The 18,919-nt window shown below is 55.8% G+C and carries 17 protein-coding genes; 13 read left to right on the top strand and 4 right to left on the bottom strand.

Going from position 1 to position 18,919, the window contains the following annotated elements; genetic code table 11:
- Positions 1-522 precede the first annotated feature (522 nt).
- Genes V9K95_RS17935 through V9K95_RS17955 form a run of 5 tightly spaced genes read left to right on the top strand, consistent with a single transcriptional unit; the run spans position 523 to position 5,565 of the window.
- On the top strand, positions 523-1,359 hold the full coding sequence (locus tag V9K95_RS17935; RefSeq protein ID WP_336441756.1) for a metallophosphoesterase family protein: 837 nt from the start codon (positions 523-525) through the stop codon (positions 1,357-1,359).
- On the top strand, positions 1,356-2,510 hold the full coding sequence (locus V9K95_RS17940) for an ABC transporter ATP-binding protein (protein WP_336441755.1): 1,155 nt from the start codon (positions 1,356-1,358) through the stop codon (positions 2,508-2,510). The genes V9K95_RS17935 and V9K95_RS17940 overlap by 4 nt, the downstream gene beginning before the upstream one ends.
- Positions 2,503-3,441, top strand: coding sequence for a carbohydrate ABC transporter permease (locus tag V9K95_RS17945; protein WP_336441754.1), 939 nt, complete (start codon positions 2,503-2,505; stop codon positions 3,439-3,441). Before V9K95_RS17940 ends, V9K95_RS17945 begins: the two co-directional genes overlap by 8 nt.
- Positions 3,438-4,274, top strand: a complete 837-nt coding sequence (locus V9K95_RS17950) for a carbohydrate ABC transporter permease (protein WP_440810762.1) — start codon at positions 3,438-3,440, stop codon at positions 4,272-4,274. Before V9K95_RS17945 ends, V9K95_RS17950 begins: the two co-directional genes overlap by 4 nt.
- Positions 4,275-4,299: 25 nt before the next feature.
- Positions 4,300-5,565: an ABC transporter substrate-binding protein gene (locus V9K95_RS17955; protein ID WP_336441753.1), complete on the top strand. Its 1,266-nt coding sequence runs from the start codon at positions 4,300-4,302 to the stop codon at positions 5,563-5,565.
- A gap of 167 nt (positions 5,566-5,732) precedes the next feature.
- On the opposite strand, the gene V9K95_RS17960 is transcribed toward V9K95_RS17955, so the two are convergent.
- On the bottom strand, positions 5,733-6,431 hold the full coding sequence (locus V9K95_RS17960; RefSeq protein WP_336441752.1) for a TetR/AcrR family transcriptional regulator: 699 nt from the start codon (positions 6,429-6,431) through the stop codon (positions 5,733-5,735).
- Positions 6,432-6,652: 221 nt separating this feature from the next.
- On the opposite strand from V9K95_RS17960, the gene V9K95_RS17965 reads away from it, so the two are divergent.
- The 8 genes from V9K95_RS17965 (at position 6,653) to V9K95_RS18000 (ending at position 15,728) form a co-directional block, all read left to right on the top strand.
- Entirely contained in the window at positions 6,653-7,504 is an 852-nt protein-coding gene (locus V9K95_RS17965) for a uracil-DNA glycosylase (RefSeq protein WP_336441751.1), read from the top strand.
- A gap of 2 nt (positions 7,505-7,506) precedes the next feature.
- Complete coding sequence (locus V9K95_RS17970; RefSeq protein WP_336441750.1) at positions 7,507-9,138, top strand: GMC family oxidoreductase; 1,632 nt, start codon at positions 7,507-7,509, stop codon at positions 9,136-9,138.
- On the top strand, positions 9,135-9,455 hold the full coding sequence (locus tag V9K95_RS17975; RefSeq protein WP_336441749.1) for an NIPSNAP family protein: 321 nt from the start codon (positions 9,135-9,137) through the stop codon (positions 9,453-9,455). The genes V9K95_RS17970 and V9K95_RS17975 overlap by 4 nt, the downstream gene beginning before the upstream one ends.
- 124 nt (positions 9,456-9,579) lie before the next feature.
- Positions 9,580-10,650, top strand: a complete 1,071-nt coding sequence (locus V9K95_RS17980; RefSeq protein WP_336441748.1) for a BMP family ABC transporter substrate-binding protein — start codon at positions 9,580-9,582, stop codon at positions 10,648-10,650.
- A 22-nt stretch (positions 10,651-10,672) separates the two neighbouring features.
- Positions 10,673-12,232 carry an ABC transporter ATP-binding protein gene (locus V9K95_RS17985; protein WP_336441747.1) on the top strand — a complete coding sequence of 520 codons (1,560 nt, stop codon included), beginning with the start codon at positions 10,673-10,675 and terminating at the stop codon, positions 12,230-12,232.
- On the top strand, positions 12,229-13,275 hold the full coding sequence (locus V9K95_RS17990) for an ABC transporter permease (protein ID WP_336441746.1): 1,047 nt from the start codon (positions 12,229-12,231) through the stop codon (positions 13,273-13,275). The genes V9K95_RS17985 and V9K95_RS17990 overlap by 4 nt, the downstream gene beginning before the upstream one ends.
- Positions 13,260-14,153, top strand: a complete 894-nt coding sequence (locus tag V9K95_RS17995; RefSeq protein ID WP_115055690.1) for an ABC transporter permease subunit — start codon at positions 13,260-13,262, stop codon at positions 14,151-14,153. Before V9K95_RS17990 ends, V9K95_RS17995 begins: the two co-directional genes overlap by 16 nt.
- Positions 14,154-14,216: 63 nt before the next feature.
- Complete coding sequence (locus V9K95_RS18000) at positions 14,217-15,728, top strand: amidohydrolase family protein (RefSeq protein WP_336441745.1); 1,512 nt, start codon at positions 14,217-14,219, stop codon at positions 15,726-15,728.
- Between the two features lie 278 nt (positions 15,729-16,006).
- Here V9K95_RS18000 and V9K95_RS18010 read toward each other — a convergent pair whose 3' ends face one another.
- The 3 genes from V9K95_RS18010 to V9K95_RS18020 form a co-directional block, all read right to left on the bottom strand.
- Positions 16,007-16,429 carry a VOC family protein gene (locus V9K95_RS18010; RefSeq protein WP_336441744.1) on the bottom strand — a complete coding sequence of 141 codons (423 nt, stop codon included), beginning with the start codon at positions 16,427-16,429 and terminating at the stop codon, positions 16,007-16,009.
- A gap of 589 nt (positions 16,430-17,018) precedes the next feature.
- Entirely contained in the window at positions 17,019-17,417 is a 399-nt protein-coding gene (locus tag V9K95_RS18015; protein WP_336441742.1) for a response regulator, read from the bottom strand.
- A 70-nt stretch (positions 17,418-17,487) separates the two neighbouring features.
- The gene (locus V9K95_RS18020) at positions 17,488-18,540 is read right to left on the bottom strand and encodes a sensor histidine kinase (protein WP_336441741.1); all 1,053 of its coding nucleotides are present in this window, start codon (positions 18,538-18,540) and stop codon (positions 17,488-17,490) included.
- Positions 18,541-18,919: the final 379 nt, after the last annotated feature.

Below are 18,919 nucleotides of genomic sequence, written 5' to 3' on the forward strand. Positions count from 1 at the left end.
ACCCAACCGGTTCAGCCGGTCAGTTGATCGGCCTCATCAAGTCCCCTGTCCGCCCCACTCGCAACGCATATGGTCTGCAGAGACATGATCATCGAGGCAGAAGTCGTAGACGAGCTGCGCTGGAGCTGTCTGACATCCGGTCGTCGCTCAATCCTCCGCAAGTCAATGCGACGATTGCATCACAACATGCCAGCTGCAGCAATACCGCGCTTTTCAACGATATCGGCTAGAAGCAGACGTTATGATCGCCTTGAGCGGAACCGAACGCCTGACCCTGCAAATTTAATACTTGAAATCTTGGCACTATCTCCCGGAATTCGGCGTTTGTGCAAATCCAGCGGCTGCATTGGGCGATTTCCGATCGTATCCGCATTCATCGAATTGTCATTAGCCTGAAACGCAGCTGTCACAGACCAAGCCTATGAAGACCCCGCGCTGGACGGGGTATGCTCGAATTGTATTTCCCCTGTCTGCCGCAACGCATTTGCGCCTTCACATTTGATTTTTAAAGAGAGATATCCCGTGCGGATCATCCAGATCACTGACACTCACCTCAGCCCGTCCAAACCGCATTTCAACGCGAACTGGTCACCATTGGCCCAATGGGTCACAGACCAGAATCCGGATCTGGTTATTCATACGGGCGACCTGGCTGTTGATGGGGCTGATATTGAGGACGATCTTGCCTTCTCGGCCAAACTGCTGAACGAAATTTCTGCTCCGGTTCTCAGTCTGCCCGGCAATCACGATATTGGTCACATGCCCGGAAGTGCACAGCCGGTTAATGCAACCCGGATTGACCGCTGGCGTGAGATGGTTGGACCGGATCGCTGGACTTACGACAGCAAACACTGGCGGTTGATCGGCCTGAACAGTCTCATCCTGGGTGCTGACAGTCCGGAAGAAGAAGAGCAATTCGATTGGCTTGAAGTTGCGCTTGCCGACGCTGAAGCCCGCCGCATTGCTGTCTTCGCGCACAAGCCACTCTTCGTCGATACAGCCGATGAAGGCGAAACGGGCTATTGGAGCATTCGTCCCGCTCCGCGCCAAAAACTTCTGGATCTCTTTGCGGAATATGATGTCGCCCTCCATGCCAGCGGGCATTTGCATCGTGGCTGGCAAGGCATGCACAACAATACCAGCCTTGTCTGGGCCCCTGCGTCCTCGTTCATCGTCGGAGATATGGAGCGCGACATGCCCGGCGCGCGCATTCTTGGTGCGGCGATCCACACACTCGCGGACACCGTGAAAAGCGAGATCGTCGAAATCGATACCTTGTCCCGTTTCGTACTCGATGATGTCATCGAAGAGGTCTATCCGCGCGCAAAGAAGGCGCCGACGGCGGAGACAACCATATGAGCGCGTTCGCCCTCAGGCATATCTCCAAATCCTACGGCGCAAACAGTATACTGAACGATGTCAGCATTGAAGCAGAAGAAGGCGAATTTATCGCGCTTGTCGGTCCATCCGGCTGTGGCAAGAGTACCTTGCTGCGCATTGCCGCCGGTCTGGATCACGGCGATACCGGCAGCATCTGGATGGGCGAGCGGGAGATTACAGCCGATCATCCCGCTGACCGCAATGTGGCAATGGTTTTCCAGTCCTACGCACTTTATCCGCACCTGACTGCCGCACAGAATATCGCGGTGCCGCTCGCCATGCGCAATCTTTCCTTGCTACAGCGGATGCCGTTCATCGGCCCTTTCGTCTCCGGCCGAGCCACCGCTCAAGCGGCGATCAAAAAGCAGGTGTTTACCACAGCAACAAGCCTTCAGATTGACCATCTCCTCGACCGCAAGCCTGGCCAAATGTCCGGTGGCCAGCGTCAGCGCGTCGCCTTGGCCCGGGCACTTGTCCGGCAACCCGGCGTCTTCCTGATGGACGAACCGCTTTCCAACCTTGACGCCAATCTGCGCGTCCACACACGTGCCGAGATTGTCGATCTGCATCGGCGCGCCGGTGTCCCCACCATATACGTCACCCATGACCAGTCCGAAGCATTGAGCATGGCTGACCGTGTCGCGGTAATGATGGGCGGCAAGGTGCTGCAGTTCGATTCTCCGTCACGTATCTATGACGACCCGCGCCATATCGAAGTCGCGAAATTCGTTGGCAGCCCACGTATCAATATTATCAGCGCCATTACATCCGAGAATGGCACCATCTTTTTTGGCGGCAAGGCAATCCTTGAAGGTGTCACGGGGCCGGTGGGAACATCAGTCCACGTCGGGATCAGGCCAGAGCGTATAAAATTGAGGTCCCCCGGCTCAAAGGGCATTGCGGCGACAGTCTCACGGTTGGAGTTTCTGGGCTCCGAAGTGTTGGTGACGGCAGACACGGCTGGCATCGATGAAGGCCTTGTTGTCAAGGCCGCCCCTGCCGACATGGCGCACCTTGGCGTGGGCTCGCCGATTATACTGCAGATCGACAAGGGTGCTTGTCTGGTGTTCGGTCAGGACGGATCGCGCCTTCCCTTGCGAACCCCGGCAAGGATTGCCGTCGATGCGTGAGTTGGCGACACCGCTTCAGGACAATTGCTCTTCTGCAAGGCAGGCAGCGATCCGCGCAGCCAGGCGCGAGGAAAGGGTAGCATGGCAGCTGGCCGCCCCGGCGATAGTTCTCATTGTCGTTCTGATCCTGCTGCCGACACTCGCTGTATTTGTTTTCAGCCTGACAAATTACGAACTGGGCTATGACGACTTCCAGTTTATCGGCTTCGGCAACTATATCGAGTTGGTCCGTGACCGGACGTTCCTGATCTCACTCAAGAACACCGCCATCTATACGGCAATCGTCACGCCGTTTTCCGTGTTTATCGGCCTCGCCGTCGCCCTGTTGATTGAAGGGGAAACACGCGGGCGGACCTTCTTCCGTACAGTCTACTTTCTGCCCGTTGCTTCGCTACTTGTCGCCATGGCAACCGTGTTCCAGTATCTGCTTCATCCGACAATCGGCCCGGTCAACGCCATCCTTTCCATGATCGGTATCGCAGGACCAAACTGGCTCGGCAGCAGCAGCACCGTGCTTTTCAGTTTGGCAATCATTGGCATCTGGCAGTCGGTCGGCTTTAACATGGTGCTGTTCCTTGCGGGCCTGACGGCAATCCCGCGCGAGCTTTACGCGGCAGCGGAAGTCGATGGCGCCAAGGGCAGCTGGGAGCGTTTTCGTCTCGTCACATGGCCAATGCTGGGGCCAACAACGCTGTTCGTCACCACAATCAGTGTCATCAATGCGGTCAAGGTTTTCGAGACCGTCAAAACCCTGACCGAGGGCGGTCCGAACAAGAGCTCGGAGGTTCTGCTTTTTACCATTTATCAGGAGGGATTTGTCTTTCTGCGTGTAGGCTATGCCTCCGCTATGACTGTCATTTTCCTGGCCTTCCTGATCGTTCTTATGCTCATCCAATATCGGGTTTTGGACCGGCGGGTGCATTACACATGAAAAACGTTGCTCTGTTCTCCATGCGTAATCTGCGTCTCGGCATCCTGTCAGCCGGAGCCCTCCTTTTCCTTGCTCCCTATATCTGGATGATTTCAACCGCAGCCAAATCACGCGAGGAAATCTTCTCATCCTCGCTGACATTGCTGCCGCAACACTGGGCTTTGTGGGAAAATCTCGGCAAAGCCTTCTTGCGAGTGCCTATGGAGCAACTCCTGCTTAATGGAGTGATCGTGTGCGCGCTGATCTTCTTCTTTCAGGTGGTCATTGCGATACCATGCGCCTACGCCATGGCGAAGCTGAGATTCCGCGCGGCCCAGACCATGATGACCCTCGTCATGCTCGGATTGCTCATTCCCATTCATGCAACCGCGTTGCCCATCTACGTCGCATTGAACAAGGCCGGCATGCTCAACAGCTACTTCGCCCTGTCGGCACCGTTCTTCATATCGGTCTTTGGCATCTTTCTTTTTCTGCAATTCTTCCGCGCCATGCCCGATGACCTGATCGCGGCTGCCCGCCTCGACGGGATGTCGGAACTGGCCATCGTCAACCGCGTAATAGTGCCCAATGCATGGCCCGCAGTGACCGCCTTTGCGATTTTCTCGGTCGTTGCCCACTGGAATGATCTGTTCTGGCCGCTGATCGTGATCACCGGCACGGAACGGGCGACCCCCCCGCTTGGTTTGCTATTTTTCCGTGCAGCAGAGGCAGGTGACGACTACGGCGCGCTGATGGCCGCAACCCTCATCATTACCCTGCCGCTTGTCGCAGCATTTCTGCTGGCACAACGGCGCTTCATAGAAGGCATCACTCTCACCGGCCTCAAAGGCTGATCATTCCCAAGACCAGGAGATAATAATGAGCTTTTTCCGAAAGACGATTGCGGCTGCCGCCATCGCCACTGTTTTCAGCATACCCGCATTCGCAGAGACAACGCTGAATGTGCATTACCCGATGCCCGGTTTTTTCAAGGATGTAATGGATGTTATCTCCAAGAAATTCATGGAGGAAAACCCTGACATCAAGATCAGTTTTGTCAGCCCTTCGGCCACCTACGAAGAAGGTATTCAGACGATCTTGCGTCAGGCAGGCACTGCTGAAATGCCTGATATCACCTTTATCGGCCTCAACCGGCTCCGCATGATTGCCGAACGCGGTGTGAACGTGGACATGACGCCACTGATTGCCAAAGAGACCGACATGGCCGCCCAAGGCTTCAGCGACAATATCCTTCGCCTGGCCCAGGTTGGCGATCGGCAGGTGGGTCTCGCCTTCGCCACCTCAAACCCCATCATGTACTACAATGCCGATCTCATCCGGCAAGTGGGTGGCAATCCCGATCATCCTCCAAAAACATGGGACGAGGTCATCGCGCTTGGAGCGAAGGTCAAGGCGCTCGGAAACGGTAATGAGGGCATCGATTTTCGCTGGCAAGGGGATGATTGGATGTTCTCCGCGCTGCTTTTTGGTGCGGGCGGCACCATGCTTTCTCCCGATGAAAAGAAAGTTGCCTTCAATGGCCCCGAAGGTGTTGCTGCATTTAACCTCGTCAGCCGTCTGGCCAAGGAAGGTGGAATGCCGGTCCTGACAAAACAGGCAGGCGAGCAGGCCTTCGTCGCTGGTAAGGTTGGCTTTACATTTCAGACCACAGGCGCCTTGCGCAACACGATCAAGAATGTCGGCAGCAAGTTTGATTTGCGCACCGGTCCATTGCCGCTTCTCAATCCCGAAAAAGGCCGTCTCCCGACGGGCGGCAATGCGGTGGTAATCCTGACGAAGGATATAGCAAAGCAGACAGCTGCGTGGAAGTTTGCAAAGTTTGCCGCCGGGCCCTATGGCGCATCGGTAGTCGTTCCGGGAACGGGTTACGTACCCAATAATGAGCTTGCCGCGAAGTCACCTGAATATCTGGCTGATTTCTACAAGCAGAACCCGTTGTTTCAGGCTGGTCTTAACCAGATGAACCTGATGATACCCTGGTATGCGTTTCCAGGATCAAACGGCGTGAAGGTGACCCAGACAATCGTCGATAATCTGTCGCGCGTCGTAGAACAGACAGCAACGCCGGAAGAGGCATTGAACAACGCCGCAGACGAGGTACAGAAACTGCTGCCACGCCGCTGAAAATAAACCGCTCTTATGAAATCGGCCACTGTGCGTGATTAGCGAAGTGGCTGATCGATCCTTGATCTTGAGTTGGCGCGCGTTAGACCGTCGATATTAGAGCGTTTTGATTGGTCCCATAACGGCCCAGAGTCGCGGTTCTAGCGGCTCAGTTAAGCCGATGCAGACTATCTCGCCTTTGCTGAATCATCATGATGACGGGGCAGAAGCCCCCTCAATACCGTCTGCGTGATCGTCTTCGCAGCCATATCGTAGTCCATGGCCTTTAATTCGCTGACATTAAGCGCATCACAGGCCAGAGCCTCGAACTCGGCATAGAACTGCGTTACCGACCACAACAGAATGAACAGGTGGCGGGCATCGATTTTCTCGATCTTTCCAGCCGCCGCCCATGCATCGATTACTGTCGCCTTCTCGGACGTAACAGTTCGCATGTGGTCGCGGGCCGCGACCGAAAGGTGTTCAGCTCCCTGCAGTATCTCATTTGCGAAAAGACGCGTCTCCGCGGCATTTTCCCTGGCATTGTCCAGCTTTGCGCGCACATAGGCCTCGATCGCATCACCGGGCTCACGATCGGCGCAAATATGCCGGAATGCATCATCCCAACTGTGGATCAGGTGATCTATGGCAGCGGTGTAGATCTCCTCTTTGGACGAGAAATAATAATAGACATTGCCCTTTGGCAGACCCGAAGCCTTGGCGATTTCAACGATGCGGGCGCCATCAAGGCCTTTGCGCGAGAATATCTCGACAGCGGCAGTCAAGATCTTGAGCACATTGCGTGCTCTGATCGGCTCATCCGACGCGGCCTGCAATGTAAGCCCTTTTTCAGCGGCGGCATGGGTTGCGCTAAGTTCTTCTGCCATTGGTATCCCGTTATTTTCCATAAGGTGTGTCTGAATAATCGCCCACGTCAACACCCCTTTTTGCTTTGGTGGTGCGTCTTTCCCATTGAATGGTCCGCAAAGAATCGTGGTGCCAATAAAAAAGAAGTTGACAATTTGGTCAAGTTTTTTCATGAAAAGCTGACAAAACGGTCAGGTTTCTGTAGACGCCTGCCAGAGTCGATCAGTTGGGGGACCTGGGGATGCCAATATCGTTAAGAGCCGCCATGGAGGAATTTCTGTCAGATTGGTCCGCTGACCTGACTGCACCATGGCGTTTGCTGATCGGGCATGCGGGGCCTGACATCGAAGCGATAGCGCCCGAACTCGAGCTGGAGGTCTGGGAGCCTATTTTCCCCGTTCGTCTCGAAAAGCATTTTCCCGGAATGCCTGCCGGCGCGCACTGCCTGAGGGCATTTGAAGGAATTAAACCCGACGACGTTCATTGTGTCATTCTGGGTCAAGACCCCTACCCCGAACCCGGGTTTGCTACCGGACGTGCCTTTGAAGCCGGGAATCTTGCGGGTTGGAACGAACTTGACAAGATGTTTTCCAAGAGCATTCGGGCCTATATGCAGATGATCGTGGCAGCGCGAACAGGCGATCTATCTTACGCCCGCAGCTTCGAAGACTGGCCGAAGACACTTGCGGCCATGGAAAACGGTACAGTCGACATCGAACATCCATCCGCTGTAGCGGACCGCTGGGTCTCAAATGGCGTTCTGCTTCTGAATGCCTCGCTCACGCTCACCCGTTTCAAAGTGAATATGGATGAGCATCAGACGAAGGGCCATCTGCGACTCTGGCATCCGCTGATTGTGGAAACCCTGCGTGTCCTCGCCTCCAAGGGCAAGCCGTTGGTGTTCCTCGGTTTTGGTGGCGCCGCTGCAGACGTACTGGCAGACGCTGGCATTGACGAGTCTGCCAATGGAAATCTGCGCTGCATCTTGCGGGAACATCCAGCCTATGCCGATGCCGTCCTTTCTAGACCCAATCCATTCATTCTTTGCAACGACTCTTTGAAGGAGATGGGCGCTCGTCCCATCGCGTGGTAACCATGGTGTCAACGAAAACATTCGATTTCATAATCATAGGCGCCGGTTCGGCAGGTTGCGTCCTGGCAAACCGCCTGTCCGCCGATCCTTCCAACAAGGTACTTTTGCTTGAAGCGGGCGGGCGGGATCTCAACCCATTGTTTCGGCTGCCCATGCTTATGGGCAAGCTATTTCATTCGGGCATCTATAACTGGCACTATCACACTGAGCCGGAGCGGCATCTGAACGGACGCTCTCTCTATTGGCCTCGTGGCAAAGTACTTGGCGGAACATCCACGATCAATGGCATGATCTATGTTCGCGGCAACCGTCACGACTATGATCGCTGGGCGCAGATTGGCGCAGCGGGATGGTCATACGATGAAGTACTGCCGGCATTCCTCCGCTCCGAGAACCACGTGCAACGCAATGGCGCCTACCACAATTCCGAAGGTGAACTGACGGTCTGCCGGGCACGCGGCTGGAACAGCCTGCTGGATGTTTTCAACGAGGCAGGCGGACAGGCCGGATATCCTCACAATGACGATTTCAACGGTGGCGAACAGGAAGGTTTCGGTCGCTATGACTTCACCATCGCCAAGGGCAAACGCTGCTCGGCGGCTTATGCCTTTCTGCGCCCAGCCAGGAAACGCTCGAACCTGACGATCATTTCGCGCGCCCATGCAAGGCGTATCCTCATCGAAAATGGCCGGGCTATCGGCGTCGAGTTCACTCGGAAAGGCAATATTTCGCAAGTCTATGCAGATCGTGAGGTGATCCTGTCTGCCGGTGTCGTCAACTCACCGCAAATTCTCATGCTGTCGGGAATCGGCGCGGCGGACGAACTTGCGCAGCATAATATTTCGGTCGTCCAGGACCTTCCCGGTGTAGGCAAAAACCTTCAGGATCATGTTGATTGCGTCATGTCCTATGAGTGCCGGGAGCCGGTCACACTCTATTCGGACCTGCGCGCCGACAAGCTTACCTGGTCGGTGATCCAGGGCATGCTGTTTGGAAAAGGAATCGCGACAACTTTTCCATATGAAGCCGGTGCTTTCGTCAAATCGCGCCAAGACCTGGTTGCACCCGATATCCAGCTTCACTTCATGCCGGCACTTGAAAAAACCGCGAACCTGCATTTTCCAAATCCGTTCAAGAAAGAGCGGGTGGAGGCCAATCATGGCTTTTCATTGCGCGTTGGTCCGGTCAATCCAGAGAGCCGTGGCGAGATCAGGCTGCGCTCGGCCGATCCGATGGACAGGCCACGCATCACAGCGAACTATCTGCAAACAGAATTTGATATTCGAACGATGATCAATGCGATCCGCATGACCCGCTACATCATCAAGCAGAAAGCTTTCGATAAATATCGTGGCAAGGAACTTGCTCCTGGTCCCGCCGTCGAAAGCGACGCGGAAATGACCAAGTGGCTGCGTGCCAATGCCATGACGACGTTCCATCCGGTCGGCACTTGCAAAATGGGCAATGACCAGATGGCCGTTGTCGACTCTCGATTGAAAGTTCACGGCATAAAGGGCCTACGCATCGCGGACGCCTCGATCATGCCAATCATTTCAAGCGGCAACACGAATGCCCCGGCGATCATGATCGGGGAGCGGGCTGCTGAATTCATTCTCAAGGAGCCATCCATATGATCGTCGAACATCGCACCTATACGTTTCGCCCTGGAACAGTCGAGGGTTGGCTGAAAAAATACGAGACCGAGGGCCTGCCGATCCAGAAGCGGCACCTCAACACATTTCTCGGTCTCTATGTCAGCGAGATCGGCCACCTGCACACAACGGTTCTGATGTGGCGCTATGACAGTCTTGCCGACCGGGAGACAAGACGGGCAGCCATGTATGCTGACCCGGATTGGCAGGCCTTCATCTCCGGCGTCTGGTCTCTCGACGCCATTCAGAGTCAGGACGTGATGATTATGAATCCGGCACCATTTTCTCCCGACGCCTGAGACGGGCGGTGTCTGAAGTGAAAAGGGCCCAAAATCCTGGACCCCGATGACGACCGGGCGGCAAACGAAGCCGCCCCAATAAGAAGTTGCTGATATACAACCTCCAGAGCAAGGAAATGGGAACATGACCAACAAGACTTCAAATGAAATGAATATGTTGCATAGGCCGGTCGGTCGCCGCACATTCCTCAAGGCCTCGGCCGGATTGGCCGCCATGACAATCGCAGGTGGCCGACTGACAACGGATGCGCGCGCTGCGGGCGGCCTTGTCGCGCTGGTTCACACGCAGGCAGCGGGTGATGCCGGTCCCGTGGACTCGATGATCGCCAGGCTCACACAACTTTCCAAAGAGCTGGGGTTCCAATATCGCTCCTTATACGCTCAAGACCCGGCGACCTATGAGACCATTTTCCGTACTCTCGGCGATGCTGGCGCGGCAGTGATCGTTTCGACCTTCAACGAGGTAGCAGAACCCTTCAAAGCGCTCGCCCCTTCTTACCCCGATACCAAGTGGATTCAACTTTTCGCTGATCCCTTCGAGCCAGCAATCCCCAATGTCGTGACGGTGTCCTATGATTACTATCTCGGCTGTTATCTCTCCGGCATTTTTGCTGCGCGCGTGAGCAAGTCGGGCAAGCTTGGTTTTATCGGAGGCGTGTCCATTCCGCCAATCAATGCCGACTATAATGCATTCAAGGCAGGTGCCTTGTCCGTGCGTCCGGATGCATCGGTCAAAATCGCATTCGCAGGATCTTTTCAAGACCCGGCAAAAGGTCAGGAGATCGCGACACAGATGTATTCAAGTGGCATTGACTTCATCCAGACTGATGCTGCAGCAACAGATTTCGGTATCATTGCCGCAGCAAAAGAGACGGAAGGCCGTCTGGTGAGCGTCCTTGATCCCGCTCAATTCCCGCAAGGTCCAAAATCCGTAATTTCAATCGTCAGCCTCGACTTCGGAACCTCGCTCTATAACGAGGTAAAGAAGGCATTTGGCAGCGAATTTGCTGGCGGAACCCATGAGCATACCGGTTTGGGAACAGGCGTTATCGACTTCATCCCGTCGCCACTCTTCGCCGAACAGGGGCCAGCTGACATTGTTGCCAGGGCAAAGGAAGTGGAGCCAGAGATTGCAGCGGCACGAGCAGCAATTCTTAACGGATCATTGAAGGTTCCGTTCAATACAAAGCTGTGAACTTCGACTGGATCAAGCCGCGATGACAAAACTTAGCCCCCCAATATTTGAATGCCGCGACGTGACCGTTCGCTACGGTCATGTCCTCGCGCTCTCTAATGTCGGAGCCGTTTTTGAACGTGGCATGATCCACGCGGTGGTCGGCCAGAATGGTGCGGGCAAGACGACGTTTGCCCGCGTCCTGGCCGGTCTGGTTCGCCCTGCATCGGGTGAGATCAAGGTCGACGGTCGCCCGCTTGCAGGCGGCAACGTCAGGGATGCCCGGCGTTCGGGTGTTGAACTCGTCCACCAGAGCTTCGCGCTACCCCCCTCTTTCACGGTCGCCGAAGCAATGCAGTTTGGCGCGGAAGGCGGAAGATTCTTTACAAAGGAAAAACTTGAAAAGCGGTGGCAGCTCCACCTCGACGCGCTCGACGTGAAGGTGAGTGCGAGGCAGCGCATTCGCGACCTACCAGTCGAGACCCAGCAAGGGGTTGAAATCGCAAGAGCTCTCGTTTCGGACGCAAAGCTGCTCATCCTGGATGAACCCACAGCGGTTCTTTCTCCTGAAGGTGCCGAGAAGCTTTTCGAACGAGTGAGGCGTCTCAAGGAGCGCGGCGTGACCGTGATCCTTATCTTGCACAAAATTCGAGAAGTTCTGGCAATTGCAGATACCGTCACGGTTCTGCGTGGCGGTAAGCTCGTTGATGGGCCTCTTGCCAGCAATGGGATTGATGCGAACCGGCTGGCAGAGCTTATTATCGGGCCAGCTGCTGCCCGCAATCTCAATCCGGAAGCCAAAGCCGCTTTGACCGGAACAACGCTGCTCCCACATACCGAAAGGCAAGCGGACATCACTGCGGCGCCGGTCCTCAAGATGCGTAACGTTTCCACGCGACCCGACCCCGAAGGTCCTGCGCTCGACGGGATCACCCTCGACATCCGTCCCGGAGAAATTATCGGTGTTGCGGGCATTGAGGGAAATGGACAAAGGACACTGGTGCGCGCAATTTCGGCATTGGCGAATATCGTCAACGGTGAGATTTCCATCGACAGCACGAATGTGACTGACACCCCGCTCGCGGCAAGACGCGCGATCGGGCTGCGCGTCATTCCCTTTGAGCGGAATGTTGAAGGACTTAGCATGACCAGTTCCCTTTGGGAAAATTGGTCCGCACGAAGTCTTCTTCAGACACCGCTTTTATCCACTATCAGCCCCTCTGCTATTCGCAAGCAATGCGATAGCGCCTTGAAGCAATGGGATGTCCGTTATTCCGATGTGAGACAGCGCGCTGGTTCCCTTTCGGGAGGAAACGCCCAGAAGGTAATCCTGTCGCGCGAGATGGATGAAGATGCCCGTCTTATTCTTGCAGCGCAGCCCACCCGTGGTCTGGATATCGGCGCGACCTCTTTTGTATGGGACTCGATGCGCCATGCGCGAGCACGCGGTTGTGGTTTATTGTTCATCTCATCGGATCTAGACGAAATCTTCGATATTTCGGACCGTATCCTTGTCATGCTGTCCGGGCGCATCGTCGCCGAATTCCGCCCCCCCTATGATCTTGCCGCAGTCGGCGCAGCCATGACAGGAGTGCTGAGATGATCGATCGGCTCGTAACCGTTTTCCGTGCGCTGATCTTCGTCATGCTGGGTCTTGCGCTTTGCGGCATCATCTTTCAGGCCGCTGGCTATTCTGCTCCCTTGATGTTTCAGTCTATCGCGGATGGCGCCTTCCTCAGACCAGGCGCACTGCAACAGATACTTCGCTGGGGGCTCCCGCTGTTTATCACCGCTGTGGGTGTAGCCGTCTCCTTTCGAGCGGGCTATTTCAATATCGGTGCTCAGGGCCAGTTCTACATGGGAGCCATTGCAGCCGCTTTCATGGCGGAATGGCTCAATGGCGCATCGGCACCTGTCCTTGTCACGGCCTGCTTCCTTGCGGGCATGACAGGCGGTGCACTCTGGGCACTTTGGCCAGGACTTCTGCGGCTGAAATCAGGTGCTGACGAAGTGATAACTACCCTGATGGGAAATTTTATCGCAGGTCTTGTCCTGCTCTATGTCACCGCCGGGCCTCTTAAAGATCCATCAGGAACCGGACAGCAGGCATCAAGCCGTCCACTTGCGGGTGCCTACCGGATCAGCGACTCGCTCGGGCTGTCTCCAACGATCATCATCATCGCCGTTATTGTCGGCCTTGCGATGTGGTTTCTGGTTAATCGGACCGCCTTCGGGATAGTTTCCGGCCTTGCTGGTCGAAATCCGACAATGGTCGAGTGGCAAGGCGCGCGGACATGGCGCATAGGACTTGCAAGTTTTCTCCTCAGCGGTGCGCTTGCCGGTCTTGCAGGAACCATCGAATTCATGGGGCCAAATGGACGGCTGACCGGTGGTTTCCTACCCGGTCACGGCTTCACCGCGATTCTGATCGCTCTCGTTGCCAACTTCTCGGTTGTCGGCACGGCCTTCGTGGCACTTTTCTTTGGCGGGCTTGCGTCTGCCGCTCTCTACCTGCCCATCATGGCTGGCCTACCCTCTTCGGCAATCGACATTATCAACGCAGCCATCGCTCTTTTCATCACCGCAAAATCCAGTACCGTCGACCGGATAGCGAAAATTGGAGGACGGATATGGAAGACTTCGTAATCGCCATTCTGCGCTCAGGCACTCCTTTGATTTACGTAACACTTGCCGGTGTGATTGCTCAACGAACAGGTGTCTGGCATCTGGGCCTTGAAGGTCTGATGATTGCAGGTGCCTGCACAACCATTCTTGGCATTGTGCTCACACAATCGATCTGGCTTGCCCTTCTGGGCGCAATTATCGTCTGCGTGCTTGGATCAATCCTGTTCTGGTTTGTAGTGGAAAAGCTCAAGGCCAACCAGATTATCGCGGGGTTGGGGCTGACCGGTTTGGGGCTGGGTGGCACTGCACTCGCCGTGCAATCCATATTCGGCACGCAGGCGGCTGTAAGCGCACCATTTGGCCTGCCCCGCATCGGTTCCGCTTTTGGATCATTCGGCTCCTTGTCTATCCTCGTCTTGATCATGCCTGCAATCGTCTTTGCAATGTGGGTTATATTGCGCCGGACTCGTTTCGGCCTGCGCTTGGCTGCTGCTGGCGAGCACCCTTTCGCTGCGCGCAGTGTCGGCGTCAACCCGGCTGTCATGCGCCTCATTGCATTGATGGTTGGCGGCGTGCTTTGTGCGCTGGCGGGTGCTGAACTTGCTGCGGGAAGCCTTCAGATATTTGCCCAAAACATGACGGCCGGTCGTGGCTTCATGGGGTTTGCTGCGGTCATATTCGGGGCCGGACATCCCATCGGCGCGACTCTGGCGGCCATGTTCTTTGCCATTGTCGGCGCACTCGGCATCAGGGCTCAGCTGGCTTTCGGCGATCGTGTCCCCCACGACCTGCTGCTCGCTTTGCCCTATTTGGCCACTGTTCTCGGCATCTGGCTCAGCACGCACCTGCGCGGAGGTACCAAAGCTGCCAGTGGCTTCGGTGAGCTACGCGATCAATAGACACCAGCCTCGCGTCGCTCCACTTCGGAACCGGTGCGACGGCACGACGAACAGGACACGCCCATGCTTCAGACGCTGATCAAGAATGCCACCCTGTTGACGATGTGTCCTCAGAACGGAACCAAGCCGTTCGAAGGCGATATTCTGATCGAGGACGGGCGCATTGCTGCTATCGGCCAAAATCTCGCCGCCCAACCGAGTGCCACCCTTATCGACGGCCAAAGCCGTCTCATCATGCCGGGCCTCATCAATGCGCATACCCATTCAAGCGAAACGTTTTTTCGCGGGCGATATGAAGGCATGCCATTGGAAATCTGGTTGCTCTACGCCTACCCATTATTGATGGGCCCCGTCATTAATGACAGGCTGCTTTATCTGCGCAGCCTTCTTCTTGCCATGGACTCGTTGCGCAATGGCGTCACAACGATTTGCGACGATTTTTTTGATCCGCCGGTACATGATCTCTCTCGGCTATCAACCGTATTCAGGGCCTATGACGATGCGGGTATTCGCGCCAATGTGTCCAGCGCCGCCATGAACGTACACACATTGGATGCCTTGCCCTTCGCCCGCGAGATCATGCCGCGCCATCTGCAGGAAAAGCTTGATTTTGGCCCGCCCATGTCAGCCGAGGCCTATATCGATTATTGTCGTTCCGCATTTTCCTCATTGCATGGCAAGGCCGGTCGGCTCAACTTCATGATCGCACCTTCGGCGCCGCAACGCTGCACTCCGGATTTGCTGCAGGCTTGCCATGCGCTGGCTGTGGAGATGGGTGTTCCGCTGCATACACATATCTTGGAAACCAAGACACAGGCCGTAACTGGACATCAAATTTACGGCAAGAGCCTGATCGGCTATATGCGTGATCTCGGCGTGCTGTCGCGCAACACGACCATCGCCCATTCTGTTTGGGTGAGTGAGAGCGACATGGAAATGATGGGCGATGCCGGATGCTCAATTGCCCATAATGCCATTTCCAACCAAAAACTGGGGGCGGGGATTGCTCCCATTCGCCACCTGATGAATGCGGGCGTAACCATTGGTCTTGGAACCGATGGCGTTTCGTCGAATGACACCGCCCGCGTCTTCGACGTCATGCGGGTGGCCGGACTGATCCACAGCGTCTCCGGCCCGGATCACGATCAGTGGATTCGAGCTGACGAGATACTCACCATGGCGACGATCGGCGGAGCACGCAGTGCCATGCTGGAAAATGTGACTGGTTCACTCGAAATTGGCAAAGCCGCCGATCTGTTAATCCTTGACCTCACAACTCTCAGCTTCACGCCTCTCAACGACATCGCCAAGCATCTCGTCTACGCAGAAAATGGCTCATCCATTGAAACGGTCATGGTCGCAGGACAGATTGTTTTCAATGCAGGCAAGTTGCAACTGATTGATGAGGCTGCGATACTGGCCGAGATCTGCGAACTTGTCCCGGCGCATCTCGCCGCACATGCTGAACTCGAGACACGCAACGCAGTTTTCCACACCACTATGGCCGAAATTCATCGACGCGCCACGTCTACGGATATAGGTATGGACCGCTATGCAGGAGGTCCTGGAGTGTGAGGGACTGTCGCGATTGTCGACGACAGCTGCCCCGCCTCCATGCACGGCTAAACGGTAATTACTTTGACAACTGCCAGCAAGCCCCATTGGTGGCGCACCGACCAGAAGGCAAACTTGAGGGTGTCGCTGCCTATGCGCTCGACAGGCGCCAATGCAGATCGGCTTTGGGAGATGGCTCTCAACATGGTCGGAGAAACCATGGGTCCTTACACAGACCACTGACGAAATGGAATTTTCGCCAGTGGTCATCACACCGGGGGACCCATGTCGCTTGGCAGTTAATCGTAAGACTCTGCTCTTGACGCTCCGTTGATCTCGATGACATTCAAGTCGGGGTCACGCAGATAGAGTTGCGGGAAACCGGTCAGGCCGAAGCGAAAGATCAGCAGACAACGCGGATCGTCCTGGGGCAGGTCCTCGCGGAAACCCAATCGCATTAGTCGCTGGATGGCGCCGTCGAAATCATCTGTGCGGAATGCGAAATGCCAGTCGTTGCGATCGATAGAAGGGTTCTTTCGGAATGTGCCTTCGGGATACTCGACAAGATGGACCTGCAGATCGCCGCAGGCCAGCCAGGCACCGCTTATGGAGAAATTCGGCCGCGCGATTTCGGTGAGGCCGAACGCGTCGCGATAAAACGGTAGTGATTGACCAAGGTCGGCGGTGATGATCGATACATGATGCAAAGCAAGCAAAGACATGGCTGCCCCCCAACGGTACTGCAACGCCTACAGTACCAGAAGCACAGCGCGCATTCCATAGAGAGGTGCTAGCACCTCGAGCCTGGTGGTGCCGCTCGTAGCGGAAGGAAGAAGCCCCTCCAGCGTCCCCGTCACCCGGCGCTTGTCCTGCCGATGTTTTCCCGCTCGCATAAAGAAAGGCGTCCTCAAAATGCTTTTTGTTTTCGAGGCTGCGTCCAGTCAGATTGAGGGCTTCCGTTTCGATATCGGCAACCTCAAGTAATCTTTCTCCCGAATTATCCATTTACGGTCGCCCATTGAAACGTCGAAACGGCCACGCTCGACCTCACGAATGGCGTATCGTTCAAACCTGTGGTTGATGGGCGCGTCAGCAGATCTGTCTGTAGTACAGAAACGATGCTCGCCACGCCGGCCAGTGCGGAGCTTGCGAGAAGGAGAACCACAAGCGCCTGGGCCGGTGACGAAGGCAACGCTGCGACCCTTCTCTTTGCGGAGAATTCGTGTGCGATCACCCGGATGTTGCCCACGGGGAGCCGTCGCCGCGCTATCGCTGCTCGGTAGGTGATATGGTGAAGCCTAACAGGCAGGCTCAAGCAGTAGGCGGTGTATGAAGAACGTCGTCGCTGGAAAGCAGGCGGGCCATAGCGTCCGCGATCACATGGTCGTCATAAGGCTTCGAGAAAAACCTGCTGCCAAAAGGCAGACTGCTTTCCTCGAGAATGGCTGCACCGGATGCGACTATCAGCTTCACAGGCGGCCATCGGTCCCGGATGCAGTGGGATAGTTTGATCCCGTCCATCGTCCCCGGCATCTGTACATCTGTGAACACCAGATCGATGTCATCTCGTGCCTCAAGAATGCGGATTGCCTCGTCCGCATCGGATGCTTCAAGCGCCTCGTAACCCGCCGAGAGCACTATGTCCACCGCACCCATTCGGATCATCGCGCTGTCTTCGACAATCAGGACGACCGCTTTGCCGTTTTTCATCGTTCACTCGAAATGTGAGGGTGGGCCCCAAGGCCGGGAATCGTTAACGGTATGCAGCGCAACTTCGTTCCTATGCTGCTGTAGAAATGTCGGGCAGGAGACCTGCGGTGTCCCGATGGCGAATTGTTACGACAGTGCCGGGAGCTGCATCGCTCACCTCTATTACACCGCCGAGGTTTTTGACGAGAGCTTCGATAATACCCGTTCCAAGTCCAGCCTTAGGTGCACCAGCGCCCACCCGCATGCCGATACCGTTATCAGCAATGGAAAGTGTCCAGCCCTTGCCTGACGACCGATAGTTGATCTCGATCAGGCCAGTTCGATCATCGGGAAAGGCGTGTTTGAGAGCATTGATCACAAGCTCGGTGACAATTAGCCCAAAGCTCACAGATACGTCAGCCTCGACGGCACTGTCATCGACCATCACTTGGATCGATAGCCGGTCAGGGTCTGCGATCATTGAAGCACCAAGACTTAGGGCTAGCTGCGTGAAATACGCATGCAGTTCCACGTTGCCGCCGGGTGAGGATGAAAGCTGGCGTTGCAGGGCAGCGATCGACATGACCCGGCTGTGGGCGTTGTGGAGATGGCCGCGCGCTTCCTCCGACTGAACACGACGCGCGCTCTGCATCAGTACGCTCGCGATAATCTGGAGACTATTCGCTACCCTGTGCTGGACCTCCTGAAGCAGGATGGCCTTATCACGTACCAGATTGTCTTTCAGCCTCGCTTCCGCCCACATGTCAGTCACGTCGGTTACGGCCAGAAGCAAGCGAATATGATCGAGGTCCCCATCATCCAGCGTTCGGGCGTTGACCACCAAGTATCGGACTTCCTGATCGGGCCGATTGAGCTCGATTTCGTAGGCTTCTATGTTCGCACTTCCAGAAGCCGTGGCTTTGAGAAGCGAGGCAAGCGTGGGCATCGCCCATTCCCCATCCCCAAGTTCGCTGAGCAATGTACCAGGAACCGTCACAGGGTTGATCCCAAAGGCCCGGCAGAAAGACGCACTCGCCGCTATCACCTTGAGGTCATCGGACAGGAACAGCAACGGTTCGTTGGATGACACGACAACGGCAAGCGTGCTCGCCGCCTCGAAGTGCACAATCGGCGTCTCGGACATGATTTGGCCCTCAGGGACCGAAGACTCGCGGAGCAAGTCATTACTCGGCAGCAATACCGATCTGCCTCGAAGGGCGCGGTCGACCCGTGCATTGTAACACGCTTTGTATTCGCTCGTTCCATTTATATTCAGGTGACATCAAATGCGTGCCGCAATCGATGTTTCTTGAAAAACGACCACTGACACTACCATTCATTCGCCGTCAGTCAGAAACAACCTGACATGCCCAGAGAACGTGTCGGAAATCCAACGGTGACAAACCGTTGCAACTTAACCCTGCCAGCGATGACATCTCAAGGAGATACGACCCAGTGGCCTTGCCGTTGCGTGGCGCAGCGATGGTACCGCGCAGTGTGGCCATACCGTCCAGCGAAACCCG

Origin of the sequence: Phyllobacterium sp. CCNWLW183, from assembly GCF_037203775.1 — a bacterium.
Lineage (GTDB): Bacteria > Pseudomonadota > Alphaproteobacteria > Rhizobiales > Rhizobiaceae > Phyllobacterium > Phyllobacterium ifriqiyense.